At 63.2% G+C, this 12,715-nt stretch carries 14 protein-coding genes; 4 read left to right on the top strand and 10 right to left on the bottom strand.

The window, feature by feature from the left end; genetic code table 11:
• Nucleotides 1-37: 37 nt before the first annotated feature.
• Nucleotides 38-349, bottom strand: a complete 312-nt coding sequence (locus tag ACFSNN_RS35815) for a cupin domain-containing protein (protein ID WP_012427812.1) — start codon at nucleotides 347-349, stop codon at nucleotides 38-40.
• Nucleotides 350-601: 252 nt separating this feature from the next.
• Between ACFSNN_RS35815 and ACFSNN_RS35810 the strand changes: the two genes are divergently transcribed.
• On the top strand, nucleotides 602-922 hold the full coding sequence (locus ACFSNN_RS35810; RefSeq protein WP_035555954.1) for a hypothetical protein: 321 nt from the start codon (nucleotides 602-604) through the stop codon (nucleotides 920-922).
• Nucleotides 923-1,222: 300 nt separating this feature from the next.
• Here ACFSNN_RS35810 and ACFSNN_RS35805 read toward each other — a convergent pair whose 3' ends face one another.
• From ACFSNN_RS35805 to ACFSNN_RS35775, 7 genes are all read right to left on the bottom strand, one after another.
• Complete coding sequence (locus ACFSNN_RS35805) at nucleotides 1,223-1,540, bottom strand: DUF4148 domain-containing protein (RefSeq protein WP_134463529.1); 318 nt, start codon at nucleotides 1,538-1,540, stop codon at nucleotides 1,223-1,225.
• A 267-nt stretch (nucleotides 1,541-1,807) separates the two neighbouring features.
• Nucleotides 1,808-3,217, bottom strand: coding sequence for an NADP-dependent phosphogluconate dehydrogenase (gene gndA / locus ACFSNN_RS35800; RefSeq protein ID WP_012427815.1), 1,410 nt, complete (start codon nucleotides 3,215-3,217; stop codon nucleotides 1,808-1,810).
• Nucleotides 3,218-3,435: 218 nt separating this feature from the next.
• A complete protein-coding gene (locus ACFSNN_RS35795) occupies nucleotides 3,436-4,068 on the bottom strand; it encodes a DUF938 domain-containing protein (protein ID WP_134463527.1) in 633 nt (210 codons plus the stop codon).
• A 25-nt stretch (nucleotides 4,069-4,093) separates the two neighbouring features.
• Nucleotides 4,094-4,699 carry a pyridoxamine 5'-phosphate oxidase family protein gene (locus tag ACFSNN_RS35790; RefSeq protein WP_134463525.1) on the bottom strand — a complete coding sequence of 202 codons (606 nt, stop codon included), beginning with the start codon at nucleotides 4,697-4,699 and terminating at the stop codon, nucleotides 4,094-4,096.
• A 27-nt stretch (nucleotides 4,700-4,726) separates the two neighbouring features.
• Nucleotides 4,727-5,596: an NAD-dependent protein deacetylase gene (locus ACFSNN_RS35785; protein ID WP_134463523.1), complete on the bottom strand. Its 870-nt coding sequence runs from the start codon at nucleotides 5,594-5,596 to the stop codon at nucleotides 4,727-4,729.
• 53 nt (nucleotides 5,597-5,649) lie between these two features.
• On the bottom strand, nucleotides 5,650-5,874 hold the full coding sequence (locus tag ACFSNN_RS35780; protein ID WP_134463521.1) for an oxidoreductase-like domain-containing protein: 225 nt from the start codon (nucleotides 5,872-5,874) through the stop codon (nucleotides 5,650-5,652).
• 77 nt (nucleotides 5,875-5,951) lie between these two features.
• Complete coding sequence (locus tag ACFSNN_RS35775) at nucleotides 5,952-6,716, bottom strand: SDR family oxidoreductase (RefSeq protein WP_134463519.1); 765 nt, start codon at nucleotides 6,714-6,716, stop codon at nucleotides 5,952-5,954.
• A 221-nt stretch (nucleotides 6,717-6,937) separates the two neighbouring features.
• Here ACFSNN_RS35775 and ACFSNN_RS35770 point away from each other — a divergent pair, with 221 nt between their 5' ends.
• A complete protein-coding gene (locus ACFSNN_RS35770) occupies nucleotides 6,938-7,795 on the top strand; it encodes a polysaccharide deacetylase family protein (protein WP_134463517.1) in 858 nt (285 codons plus the stop codon).
• Nucleotides 7,796-7,874: 79 nt separating this feature from the next.
• Here the strand turns inward: ACFSNN_RS35770 and ACFSNN_RS35765 are convergent, their stop codons facing one another.
• Nucleotides 7,875-9,287, bottom strand: a complete 1,413-nt coding sequence (locus tag ACFSNN_RS35765; protein ID WP_134463515.1) for a DUF2252 domain-containing protein — start codon at nucleotides 9,285-9,287, stop codon at nucleotides 7,875-7,877.
• Nucleotides 9,288-9,375: 88 nt separating this feature from the next.
• Nucleotides 9,376-10,389 carry a hypothetical protein gene (locus ACFSNN_RS35760; RefSeq protein ID WP_134463513.1) on the bottom strand — a complete coding sequence of 338 codons (1,014 nt, stop codon included), beginning with the start codon at nucleotides 10,387-10,389 and terminating at the stop codon, nucleotides 9,376-9,378.
• Nucleotides 10,390-10,814: 425 nt separating this feature from the next.
• Between ACFSNN_RS35760 and motA the strand changes: the two genes are divergently transcribed.
• Together motA and motB are read left to right on the top strand one after the other, a co-directional pair.
• Nucleotides 10,815-11,684: a flagellar motor stator protein MotA gene (motA, locus tag ACFSNN_RS35755; protein ID WP_012427823.1), complete on the top strand. Its 870-nt coding sequence runs from the start codon at nucleotides 10,815-10,817 to the stop codon at nucleotides 11,682-11,684.
• Nucleotides 11,685-11,698: 14 nt separating this feature from the next.
• Nucleotides 11,699-12,688: a flagellar motor protein MotB gene (motB, locus tag ACFSNN_RS35750; RefSeq protein ID WP_134463511.1), complete on the top strand. Its 990-nt coding sequence runs from the start codon at nucleotides 11,699-11,701 to the stop codon at nucleotides 12,686-12,688.
• Nucleotides 12,689-12,715 lie beyond the last annotated feature (27 nt).

Below are 12,715 nucleotides of genomic sequence, written 5' to 3'. Positions count from 1 at the left end.
GAACCGCGCCGGCCTGGCGCCAGCCGTCTGCCAGAATTCAGACGCTCCCTTCCGCCTCGACCACGAGAATGCGCGCCGCGCCGATCGGATGAGCCACATGCTCGGTGCCGACCGAAGCGTAGAACACGTCGCCCGTCTCCAGAATGGCCGACTGTTCGACGCCGCCTTCGCGATAACGCATCTCGACGCGGCCGTCGAGCACGGCGAACACTTCCTCGCCGTCGTTGACATGCCACTTATAAGGCTGATCGGTCCAGTGCAGGCGCGTCGTGATGCCGCCCATGTTGGCGATATCGAGCGCGCCCCAGGCGCGCGTCGCGGTGAAATTCTTGCTGCGAATGATCTTCATCGTCACGAGGCAGTTGAGAAAAAACGGCGCCGGCATGGCGGACCATCCGTCGGGCACGGCGTGCGGCCAGAACTCGCGCGAACCGGCTTCCGGCTGGCCCCATTATAGGTGCGCCGGGACGGCATGCTCGCCGTCGGCGGGACACGCGGCAATTTGTGTGAGCATTGAATCCACGAGGCCCTCGCCTATACTCGTTCTTGCCGCCCCGACGCGCCGAAAGCAAAACGTCTGAATTCTGCGAGGGAGTTGAGAATGAACAAAGCCACTTTTCTGGCCGTACAACTCAACGTCGACGATGTCGCGGCGTCGCCCGGTCTGGTCGAGTTGCTGAACACGCATCTGGTGTTCGCCGCCGACGTGGCCGAAGCCGCCGACGCCCTCGTCCAACTGGCCAGCATTGCGGGATTGTCGAGCGGCGTGGAGGCGAGCGTCGAGATTCCCGCGCTGGCGATCGAGCGGCTGCGCGAGGCGCTCGACAATCTGAGCGGCTACGATGAATCCTGGCTGCTCGCCCTCGAACCCAGCCGCGCGTTGTTCGATGAAATAGGCCGCCGGCATCGCTCGCTGCATTAGGGCTGGACTGGCGGGTTGGATCCGGGTTGCATCCTCCGCGCCGCGCCTCTTTCGGCGGCTGCTCAGCGGCACCTTCGGTGTGCCGCGTTCTTACTCACCGCTTGGCCCGCCGGTTTCTGCGTCGCCAATGCCGGTTCGTCCAGTCAAAACCGCACGTCGGCGAGCACGCACCGGCATCTGCTCAGATACCGATGCCCAAATGGCGCCGTAAACGACAAACGCCGCCCGGCAACCCGGACGGCGTTTTCATTTGCTTGCCGCCAAACAATCAGGCGGCGTTTCCCTCAGCTTCGGCGCAAATTAGTTGCCGAAGTAGACCGAGTTACGGTCGTTGCCGCTCACCGGACGGCCAGCTTGCGAGCTGCCGGCGATCGGTGCGCCATAGCCGCTGTTCACAGCTTGAGCGCTGCCGTTTTGCGCATCGACGCGTGCTTGCGCGGCCTGGATGTTAGCCGGGTAGTTGATCTGATCGCCGACCGGGTTGTAGCCGGCCTTTTCCAGCTGAACCAGTTCCGCGCGAACTTGAGCGCGCGTAACCGGCTGATTCGATTGAGCAAAAGAAGCGACAGGAGCGGCCAGAGCGGCGGCGACTACGACTGCAGAGATAAGAGCTTTCATGATGTAAACCTCCAGAACTTGTTTTGTAATTCGCTGCGGATTAGTTGTTCCGTAGCGCTTAAGTAGAAGTTTAGGAGGGCCGGCACATAGGGGAAACCCCTAAAACGACGAAACTCTATTTCGAATTTCGCAACAGTAGCAGACGGGTTGTCTCAAAGCCCTATCTGGCCGCTGGCTTTCAGCAATAATTGATTGTCACGAATTTGAAGCGCTTTGGCGGCCTGGCGCACCTTGCTGCAAGGGCGCGCCGGGCCGCGATTCAAACGCTCAGCTCCAGTTCGCGTGGAAGCTGCCCGGCTTGTCGATGCGTTCGAACGTATGCGCGCCGAAGAAATCGCGCTGCGCCTGCACCAGGTTCGCCGGCAGACGTTCCGAACGATACGCGTCGAAATACGCGATCGCCGACGCGAAAGCGGGCACCGGCACGCCCGCATTGACCGCGGCCACCACCACTTCGCGCAACGCCGCCTGATAATTCTTGGCGATGTCGCGGAAATACGGATCGAGCAGCAGATTGGCGATCGCCTTGTCCTTCGTATAGGCGTCCGTGATCTTTTGCAGGAAGCGGGCGCGGATGATACAGCCCGCGCGGAAAATCTTCGCGATCGTGCCGTAATCCAGATCCCATTTGTACTCTTCCGACGCCGCGCGCAGTTGCGCGAAGCCTTGCGCGTACGAAATCACCTTGCTGAAGTAGAGCGCGCGGCGCACCGATTCGATGAAGGCGTCGCGCTCGACGCCGAGCGGCTTGGCCGCCGGGCCTTCCAGCACTTTGCTCGCGGCCACGCGCTGGGTTTTCAGCGACGACAGCACGCGCGCGAACACAGCCTCGGTGATCAGCGGCAGCGGCGCGCCGAGGTCGAGCGCGTTCTGGCTCGTCCACTTGCCGGTGCCCTTCTGCGCGGCACGATCGAGAATCACGTCGACCAGATCCTTGCCGGTCTCGTCGTCTTTCTTGCCGAAAATCTTCGAGGTGATTTCGATCAGGTAGCTGTCGAGCTCGCCCTGATTCCACTCGGTATAGACCTTGCCGAGCTCTTCGTTCGACAACCCGACCACCTGCTTGAGCACCGCGTAGCTTTCCGCAATCAACTGCATGTCGCCGTACTCGATGCCGTTGTGCACCATCTTCACGAAGTGGCCCGCGCCGTCCGGTCCCATGTAGGCGACGCACGGTTCGCCGTCCGGCGCCTTCGCCGCGATTTCGGTGAGGATCGGGGCCACGAGGTCGTACGCGTCGCGCTGACCGCCCGGCATGATCGACGGACCTTTCAGCGCGCCTTCTTCACCGCCCGACACGCCTGTGCCGATAAAGTGCAGTCCGGACTTCGCGAGATCCTGATTGCGGCGGATGGTGTCGGTGAAATGCGTGTTGCCGCCGTCGATCAGAATGTCGCCCTTGTCCAGCAGCGGTTTCAACTGGTTGATGGTGGCGTCGGTGCCTTCGCCTGCTTTCACCATCAGCAGAATGCGGCGCGGCTTTTCCAGCGACTCCACGAATTCTTCCAGCGTGAAAGCCGGCACCAGCTTCTTGTCCGGATATTCGGCGATGAGTTCGTCGGTTTTCTCGCGGCTACGGTTATACACCGACACCGCGTGGCCGCGGCTCTCGATGTTGAGCGCCAGATTGCGGCCCATGACCGCCAGCCCCACCACGCCGATTGCCTGTTTGCCCATGTGAATTCTCCAGAGTCCAAAAAATGTCGTAGCGCCGCGCCGGAAAGAACGTCGGCGCAACGTCGAGGGTGAAAGAATAAAAGAAATGCCAGCTTGCCGCTCGTTAGCGGGCAACGAGCGGCGTTTTACATCGCGTCGAACCAGTTGTGAACCGGCGTTTAACCGTGCTTGGCCGCGCTTAGTTACGTTCAGCCACGCCTAACCGCATTTAACGTGCGTCAGTCCCGCGTCGCGTCCGCGCGTTTCCTGAACACCAGACTGAAATTGTTGGCGGGCATCGCGATGGGCTCGTCGCACACCAGTCCGACCGACGCGCCCAACGCCACGACCTCCTCCATGTCGCGCACGCCCCATTCCGGATCGCGGCCGCGCAACTGCTGATCGAAGGCATCGTTGCTCGGAGAAGTATGCGCTCCGCCGCGTTTGTATGGGCCGTACAGGTACAGGACACCGCCGTCGACGAGACGGCGCCCCGCGCCCGCAAACAGCGCCTGCGCCGCGCTCCACGGCGAGATGTGAATCATGTTGATGCACACGACGGCGTCGAGCGTGTCCACGCCCCAGTCCGGCTGATGCACGTCGAGCGCGAGCGGCGCGCGCACGTTCGTGAGCCCTTCGTGCGCGACCCACGCGGCAATCGAATCGCGCGCGCCGGCGTCGGCGTCGCTCGGTTGCCAGTCGAGTCCGGGCATCGCGCGGGCGAACCAGATCGCGTGCTGGCCGGTGCCGCTCGCGATTTCGAGCACGCGGCCGTTTGCCGGCAGCGCCGCGCGCAACACCGCGAGGATCGGTTCGCGGTTGCGTTCAGCGGATGGCGAACGTTGCCGCAGCGCCAGTTGGGAATCGGTCATGGTCAGCTTTGGTTCTGCTTCGGTTTCAGTACAGGGTCGTGCGTACGCGTTCGGCGAGTTCGCGATCATAGGTTGCCGCGTCGAAATGCGCGCCATTGATGCGCCGATGAATCTCGCCCGCGCTCGGCAGCCGCGAACGTTCGACGTGATGCGCCGGGTCCCACAGTTTCGAGCGCACCAACGCTTTCGAGCAATGAAAGTAGACGCTGTCCACGTCGATCAGCAGCACGGTGCGCGGCAGTTTACCTTCGACGGCGAAACTGTCCAGCCATTGCGGGTCGTCGGTAATACGGCCGCGGCCGTTCACGCGCAAACTTTCGCCCACGCCGGGAATGATGAACAGCAACGCCAGCCTCGGTTCGACGATGATATTGCGCAAACTGTCGAGCCGATTGTTGCCGAGCCGGTCCGGCAGCGCGAGCGTGCGTTCGTCGACGATACGCACGAAGCCCGGCGCGTCGCCGCGGGGCGAACAGTCGAGGCCTTCCGGGCCGGCGGTGGCGAGCACCGCGAACGGCGCGACTTCGATGAACGCGCGGTAGTCCTCGTTGATATAGGCAATCTCTTTGCGTACGGCGCGCTCGTGTGGTTGACCGTAGAGGGCTTCGAGCTGTGCGATCGACGTCAACATCGGCGTTCCTTTTTTCGGTGTGGCCGTTCAATCCAGCGCCAGCCGGCCGGCCAGCCCGGTCAGCGTCTCCGCGCAAGGCGCCGTGACTTTCAGCGAAAGCAGCGGATCGGCGCGCGTACGCCCGAGATTGATCGCGACGACCGGCTTGCCCTGCTTCTGCGCCCACACGCAAAACCGGTAGCCGGAATAAACCATTAGCGACGAGCCGACCACCAGCACGGCGTCCGCCGCGTCGAGCGCGTGCGAGGCCGCCTCCACGCGCTCCTTCGGCACGCTTTCGCCGAAGAACACCACCGCGGGTTTCAACAAGCCGCCGCAGTTCGAGCACGACGGAATGCGGAACCCGCCAAGATCGTGCCATTCGAGATGCGCGTCGCCATCGGCGGCGGTTTCGGCAGTCACGTCGACAAGCGCGGGATTGTCCGCCTCAAGCGTCTGCTGGATCGACGCACGCGAGTGCTGCATGCCGCAGTCGAGACACGTCACACCGTCTATGCCGCCATGCAGTTCGATCACCTCGCGGCTGCCCGCGCGCTGATGCAGGCCATCCACATTCTGCGTCACCAGCGTCGGCACGTGGCCGGCCGCTTCGAGCCGGGCCAGCGCGGTATGCGCGGCGTTGGGCTGCGCGTGCGCCACCACTGGCCAGCCGACCATGCTGCGCGCCCAGTAGCGCTGGCGCATGGCCAGCGTGCCGAGAAACTCCTGCACCGTGATGGGCGGCGAGCGCTTCCATTCGCCGTTGTCGTCGCGATAGCCGGGAATGCCGGAGTCGGTGCTGATGCCCGCGCCGGTCAGCACGAACAGCCGCGGATAACGCTGCACGAAGCGATGCAGGTCGTCCAGCGTGTGTGAGTCGTTCAGGGGTTCGAGAGGCGCGGGCTGAAGGTCGGTCATGACGGGCATGGTGAAGGGCTGCGGCGGTCGCGAGGCAACATCCCGAACGCCGTTCAACGGTGCGAACGCGGCTTGGTCTGCCGCGTTGCCGTCCGCGTTGGCGTCTTGCGCTGAGCCTGCCGTGCTTGCCACTCGGCCAGCGCGGTTCGATAGCGTTCGAGCGCTTCGTCGTAGAGATCGAACACACACGGATTGCAGCCGCTATGACAACAGTCGTCGAGATCGGGTTGCACGGGCGGCACCGGCTGCGGGTCGTCCTTCGGTGTGGCTCGGGGCACGGCAAATCGCGTTCCATCAAGGCGGGAAGCGAACAGTATAAGTTGATCCCGCGCCGCCTGCTGTTCGCGCGAGACCGTCAGCCCCGGCCGACGAATGGCATCTTGCTCGCCATGATCGTCATGAACTGCACGTTCGCCGACAGCGGCAGTTCGGCCATGTGCAGCACGGCGTCCGCCACGTGCTGAACGTCCATCAGCGGCTCGGCCGCGATCTCGCCGTTCGCCTGCGGCACGCCGCGCGCCATGCGTTCGGCCATTTCCGTCGCGGCATTGCCGATATCGATCTGCCCGCACACGATGTCGTATTTGCGTCCGTCCAGCGACACGGCTTTCGTGAGCCCGGTGATAGCGTGCTTGGTGGCGGTATAGGCAATGCTGTTCGGCCGCGGCGCATGCGCCGAGATGGAACCGTTATTGATGATGCGCCCGCCGCGCGGATTCTGCGTTTTCATCAGACCGAAGGCCGCGCGCGTGCACAGAAAGACGCCGGTGAGATTGGTGTCGACCACCGAGCGCCATTCGCCGATATCGAGTTCGTCGATATCGACGGGCGAACCATTGCGGCCCGCGTTGTTGAACAGCAGGTCGAGCCGGCCGCGGCGTGCGCGGATCGTCTCGAATAACGCGGCGACGCTATCAGCGTTCGTGACGTCGCACGCCACCGCGAGCGCGTCGCCCCCGAGTTGCTGCGCTTCTCGAACGACGGCGTCGAGCGGCGCCTGACGACGGCCGGCCAGCACGACGCTATAACCGTGTTCCAGCAGCTTGAGCGCGCACGCGCGGCCGATCCCGCTGCCCGCGCCCGTTACCAGCGCGACCTTCTTGATTCCTGTATCCGTCACGTCACATCTCCTCGTAGTCAGTCGATGCAGGCTGCAGAGCATCCGCACGCGAAGCGCGCCGTCGCTGGAACACCGCGTCTTTCGGCGCGCTTTCATTTATTTGCTATTCCTGGCCGCGCAAGCGTCGCGGCGCGCATCAATGGTATCGTTTGCCGTTGCGCGCCACGCGCGCGATTCAAACCCTTCCCAGGAAGGAGGAAGGAAGACAGGAAGCACGCTTTATGAAACAACTTTCCACGCCGCCCCATGGCGTCCACGACGCGCCGTCGCGCCGCTGGCCGCAAACCGGCTATCCCGCGATGCTCACCGCCACCGCCGCATGGCACGTCATCGTGCTGGCAGGATGGCTGATCGCGCCCGGCGCATGGCCCTGGTGGCTCGCCGCGATTTTTGTGAATCACGCCATTTTCACCGTGGCCGGCCTGTTGCCGCGCACTTCACTGCTCGGTCCGAACTGGACCCGCCTGCCGGCCCACGCGCGCAACGCCGACGCGATCGCGCTGACCATCGACGACGGTCCCGATCCGGCCGTCACGCCGCAAGTGCTGGACCTGCTCGACGCCTTCGGCGTGCGCGCCACGTTCTTCTGCATCGGCGCAATGGCGCAGCGTTATCCGGAACTCGCGCGCGACATCGTCGCGCGCGGGCATGCGCTCGAAAACCATTCGCAGGTTCACGTCCACACGTTTTCCGTGACGTTGCCGGGCGCCCTCACACGCGAGATCGACGCCGCGCAATGCACGCTCGAAGCCCTGAGCGGCGAACGGCCGATGTTCTTCCGCGCGCCGGCCGGGCTGCGCAATATCTTTCTCGAACCGGTCCTGCGCAAGCTCGATCTGCGGCTCGCGGCATGGACGCGGCGCGGCTACGACACGCGTGAGCGCGATCCTCAGGTGGTCGCGCGGCGACTGCTCGACGGCCTTGCGCCACGCGACATTCTGCTGCTGCACGACGGCAACGCCGCCCTTACGGCCGAGGGCACACCGTTGATCCTCGCGGTGCTGCCGCGTGTGATCGACGCGGCGCGGCAACGGCATCTGCGTTTCGTGACGCTACGCGAAGCGCGTGTGGACAACTGAGGCGCATAGACGCGTACGCGCGCAGGCCACGCGGCTCGCGCGCAGTTCCATCGCGGAGCAAAGAAAGCGAGCACCAGCGTTACATGCGGAAATCCGCTGCCATGTCTTCATCCGTGCGCGCCTCGAGCTGGCCGCTGCGACACGCCTTCAGGAACACCTCGTAATCGCGCTCTACCTGATCCGCGTAGGCCGCCGCATAGCCGGCGAGCGCTTCCGCGAACTGGTCGCCTCGGCCGATATATGCGCTAACTTCGACGGCCTGCCCGCTCGCCTTGGCATGCGCGCGCGCCATGACCCAGCCGCATAACCGCGCATAGCCTTCCAGCAGATCGATATCGAACAGCTCGATGTTCGCCGAGAGCTTCATGTCGCGCAGCTGCCGGAAATAGAAATGCCGCCCGAGCGGCCCCGTCGCCCAGCCGAGGAAAATATCGCTCGCGGCCTGCAGCATGCGCTGTCCCTGCACGACGCGCTCGCCCTCGTGCTTGTTGCCTGGCGACTTATAGAACCGCGCGATCACCGAAGGCCGCGCTTCCTTCATTTGCAGGAACAGCGGCTTACCCATGTGATCGACCATCAGCACCACCATGCAGCGCGTGCCGACGCTGCCCACGCCCACCACCTTGAAAACCGTATCCTGCACGGTGAAATGACTGAGCAGTTCGCGCCGGTCATGCGACATCGTCTTCAGATACTCGCCCCACATGCGCTCGAGCATCTTGCGCGTGTTGCCGGTTCTGAACGCTTCGGTCTCTTCCTCGGTGAACAGCGTGTTGGCGCCGAGCACATGGAACAGCGCCGGTGGCGCGTCGCGAATCGTCCAGTGTTCGCCGTCGCGCTCCGCCATTTTCTCGAGCAGGTTTTCGTGCGTCCGGCTCGCGGCCTTTTCCATGCCGCGCCGCACGGCGCGGCGGCCTTCGGGCGTCAGCGCGGTTTCCGCCATGCGGTCGAAGGTGATGCGGTCGTACCAGAGTTCGAGCGCGCCGCATTGCGCATATTGCGACATGCGATCGCGGTATTCGGTGACCGCCGTCATCACGAGATTTTCGGCCGCGCCCCGACTCAGGCGCATATGGCGCGCGGCGACGACAAGGCTTGCGGTCAAACGCTTCAGGTCCCACTCGAACGGCCCGACCGACACCTCGTCGAAATCGTTCAGATCGAAGACGAGTTGCCGCTCGGGCGTGGCGAAGCCACCGAAGTTCATCAGATGACCGTCGCCGCAGATCGGCATGGTCAGGCCGGAGTCGCGCACCTGACTGAGGTCGTGCGCCTGCAGGATGGCGGTGCCGCGAAAAAACGTGAACGGAGAGACGGCCATGCGCCCATAGCGCAGCGGCACGAGGTTGTGCACCCGATCCTCGCTGCTTTGCTTGAGCAACTCGATCGGGTTGCGATGCAGTTCGCCTACCGCCTTATGGCTCGAACGTTTCGAATGCTCGCGAGCGGCACGGCCCCGGGCCTCCCGTTCGGCGATGGTGCTGGCTTTCATGCTCTTCTCCGTTTTCCAGATCTTGAATGGCGGTTCGAGAAACTGCTTGTTCTGGCACGACGACATCCGGCAACCGACGCATGAGCCCTCACCACCGATAGCCCAGCCCGCCGAAAATCACATCCGAGTCACGATCATAACGGGTCACGACACGGTTCCATGCGAGCCGCGCGTTCCAGTGCCCGGTCAGCCGATAGGAGCCCGCAATCGTGACGAGGCCAGAGAACTTGCCGGCGCCCGGCCCCGGCGTCGCACTGTTTTCGTTCTCGTTGATCGCATAGTAGGCACCCACGCCGAGCGCCAGCGCAACCTTGTCGTTGAGGAACGCGCGGGTAGCCCACAACTGGCTCGTGAAACCGTCGCGGCGTGCCACCTTGCTGCTGCCTTCGTGAAGATAGCCGATCGTCACGTCGAGATACGTTGCAAGGCCTCGCCGGTACTCGACTGCGCCGCCGAGCGCACTCGGCGAACTGGTCGAATTGACGATGGTTTTGCCCACATACACCGCCACTTCGTTCTTGGTGACTTTGTGCGCGCTGCCGCTTGCCCAGTCGCGCGGACCGGGCGAACCCGGCGCGTCGAGCTGGTAGCCGACGCCGAACATCACGCTGGTCGCATCCGGCCCGCGCTGAACATGCACGCGATTCAACTGAAGCTGCGTGATCCACCGGTTCGACGCGTAGTACGCCCCGCGCACGCTGTACACCACGCCCCAGCCGTGGGTGTCGGAATAACTGCCACCTTGCTCCGAGGTGGTCGTATCGAAGTAGCGATAGGGGCCGACGCCCGCTTGCACGACGAACTGCGGGCTGCCGACGGGAATACGCGCCCACAACTGGATCATCTGGCCGTCGCGATGATGATCGGGAATATGCCCTTCGTTAAGCCACGTGAAGCTCGCCGCGAAATATTGCCCGAGGCCTTCCTGATAGTTGAAGGCCCACGTATAGGTATTAATACTGCTCGCGCGCGAGCCACCGCCGAATAGCGAAAATTCCTGAGCGTGACCGAGGGTGGAAATGACCAACAGGCCGAGTCCCGTAACGCAGGCTGCCGCTTTGGGAATGAGACAGCGTCGGGCAGCAGATATCAGAGTCCGCATGCGGGATTCTTCTCCGGTTGAGTCGCTAGCGCTGCCAGTGTTCATGATCGACGGAGATTCGTGACGCGGCAAGGCGTCACACGGGATGCCGCCGGACCAGTCTGTCGGTCATGCTAGCAGACCGAATCGGTAAAAAGGTTACGCATCCGTTTTGCATCAGCGGCATATTGGCTCAGGTTTTTACGCGCTCGGCGAATACAGGTTGCAATTGCAACCATCGCAAAACACGGACAAATTTACCGGCACCCATTCAAAAACTAACCGATTAGTGAATTTTTTGGTGTTTCATCCGGGCTGGCACTTCAGCAACAGCGAATTCAGCCGTTTACCCATACATGCAAAAAATTTTGTGACGCACCAGAAAAGTCCTTGAAACAGGACCTGTTCTGATCGACCGTGCGCCGCGCAAGATAATCGGAGAGAGCATGTTTGTTGCAATCGGGTGGCTTCTGGTGATCGGTTCCGTGATCGGTAGTTTTGTCGGCGTGGGTGGGCACTTGCCGGCGCTCCTTCAGCCGTTCGAACTACTCTGTATTTTCGGTGCGGCAATCGGCGCATTTGTCGTGAGCAATCCGACTTCCACGCTGAAGAAAACCATCAAGGCGATTCCGTCATGCTTTAAAGGCGGCGGTTACACCAAGGAAAAATACCTGGAGCTGATCGCATTACTTTATGAACTGCTTCAGAAGGCGCGCAAGGAAGGCATGATGTCGCTCGAAGCCGACGTCGGCGCGCCGGAAGAAAGCGTGATCTTCCAGAAGTATTCGCACGTGCTGGAGGATCATCATCTGCTCGACTTCATTGTCGACTACCTGCGCATGATGTCCGGCGGCAATGTGAACGTACTCGAAGTGCAGGACCTGATGGATGAGGAGTTGGCCACGCATCATGCGGAAGCGTCGGTCGCGGCCAATGCGATTCAGAAAATGGCCGACGGCCTGCCCGCCTTCGGTATCGTCGCCGCGGTCATGGGCGTCGTGCACACCATGGGTTCGGTCGGCGCACCGCCCGCCGTGCTCGGCGAGATGATCGCCGGCGCGCTGGTAGGCACGTTCCTCGGCATTCTGCTCGCGTATGGCTTCATCGGCCCGGTCGCCGATTTGCTCAATGCAAAGGGCCGCGCCGAGGCCAAGCCGTACCAGTGCGTGAAAGCGGTGCTGCTCGCGTCGCTCTCCGGCTACGCGCCGCCGATCGCTGTCGAGTTCGGCCGCAAGGTGCTGTTCACCGCCGACCGTCCGAGCTTCCAGGAACTCGACGACGCCGTACGCGCCACCAAGATGCCGAAGTCGGCCTGACGCGGAGCGCCATGATGAGCGAAAGAAGATCGCGCGCCTCGCGGGAGGAGCAGGCACCCGCGCCGGTGATCGTGCGCCGGTCGAGAAAAGGCGGCGACCACGGCGGCCATCATGGCGGCGCATGGAAGATCGCCTACGCCGATTTCGTCACCGCGATGATGGCGTTCTTCCTGCTGATGTGGCTGCTCGGCTCCACGTCGAAGTTCGACAAGCAGGGCATCGAAGATTATTTCAACACGCCGCTGTCGAGCCTGCTCGGCGGCAATGAAAGCACGGCCGCTGCGCGTCCGAGCGTGGTGCAAGGCGGCGGCCGCGACATCTCCGATACGCGGCCCGCGGTCGGCAAGAAAAGCCAGAGCGAACTGGCGCCGCCCGCCGTGGCCACGCCGTCGGTGACGCCGTCCGATGCCGCGCGTCTCGAACAACTGAAGGCGAAGCTCACCGCCTTGATCGAGCAAAGCCCCACATTGAAGGCGTTCAAGGATCAGATCCGCATTTCGATCACGAACGAAGGGCTGCGTATCGAGATCGTCGATTCGCAGAACCGGCCGATGTTCCCTTCCGGCAGCTCGAAGCTTCAGCCGTATGCGGTGACGATCCTCACGCAGATCGGCGCAGCGCTGAACGATGTCGACAACCGCGTTTCGATTGCCGGCCATACGGATGCGGTGCCGTACACCGCGGGCCCGGATGGCTATTCGAACTGGGAACTGTCGTCGGAACGCGCGAACGCCGCGCGCCGCTCGCTCGTCGCCGGCGGCATGCATGGCGAAAAGCTGCTACAGGTGCGCGGACTGGCCGACGTATTACCGCTGAACAGCCAAGTCGCCGACGAGCCGACCAATCGGCGCATCAGCATTCTCGTATTGAACAAGGCCGCGGAACTCGCGTTCTTTCACGATGGCGGACGCACCGCGATCGACGAAGCCACGCCGGCAAGCTCGGCCATTCCCGCCGTGGTCGGACGCCTGCAGCCGGTGACCGGTTCGCATAGCACGCCGTAGCATTTTTCGGCCGCGTGTCCGATAGAT

This window comes from Paraburkholderia dipogonis (assembly GCF_042680985.1).
Classification (GTDB): Bacteria; Pseudomonadota; Gammaproteobacteria; order Burkholderiales; family Burkholderiaceae; genus Paraburkholderia; species Paraburkholderia phytofirmans.
Note: the sequence above shows the minus strand (reverse complement) of the source record. Positions and strands in the feature narration are given on the sequence as shown.